Annotated in this window: 2 pseudogenes; both read right to left on the bottom strand. The window is 70.9% G+C overall.

What is annotated here, in order from left to right:
- Positions 1–376: pseudogene (locus N878_RS23915) on the bottom strand (EamA family transporter); the annotation flags it as partial.
- Between the two features lie 86 nt (positions 377–462).
- Positions 463–707, bottom strand: a pseudogene (locus N878_RS23910) (phytanoyl-CoA dioxygenase family protein); the annotation flags it as partial.

Below are 707 nucleotides of genomic sequence, written 5' to 3'. Positions count from 1 at the left end.
CCGCCAGGGCGGTGCCGAGGCTGGCCGCCAGGCCCAGGCGTTCGCCGCGCCACAGGCCCCAGAGCAGCATGCTCAGTTGCACCGCGCCGAACAGCAGCAGGGCGCCGACGCCGGTGTCCAGCTGCAGGTAGGCGAAGGAGAAGGCCGCGGCGTAGGCGAACAGCGCCAGCGCCCCCGGCCAGTTGCCGGCCATGGGCTGGCGCGCCGTGCGCAGGCGCAGCAGCAGCCAGAGCGTCAGCGCACCGGAAACGAGACGAATGGCGGTGAAACTGGCGGCGTCGATGGCCGTCTCGCGCAGGGCCAGGCGGCACAGCAGCGAGTTGCCGGCGAAGGCCAGCATGGCCAGGGCGGTGAGCAGCAGGATACGCGGGGGCATCGGCCATCCTTGTGCGGGCGTGACCGCCAGCTAAGCACAGCGCAGCGATGGATGGGATTGGCCGAAGGTCGCAACTGCGTCGGCGCTCAGTCGTACTCGGCCTCGGCGTGATCGCCGAGCAGGCGCCGCTGGCGCGGGGTGCAGGCGGCCAGCACCGCCGGGTCGAAGCGAAAGTGTAGGTAGGGCGAGAACTTCTGCGCCACCATGCGCCGGCCGTAATGGATCTGCAGCAGATAGCGGCTGCGCGTGCGGCTCAGGTTGGGACTGCCGGCGTGCCACAGCTCGCTGCGAAAGAACAGCAGATCGCCGGCGCGGCAGAAGATCGGCTCGG

The sequence above is a fragment of the Pseudomonas sp. EGD-AK9 genome (assembly GCF_000465935.2).
Classification (GTDB): domain Bacteria; phylum Pseudomonadota; class Gammaproteobacteria; order Pseudomonadales; family Pseudomonadaceae; genus Aquipseudomonas.
This window is presented reverse-complemented; position numbering and strand designations above follow the sequence as displayed.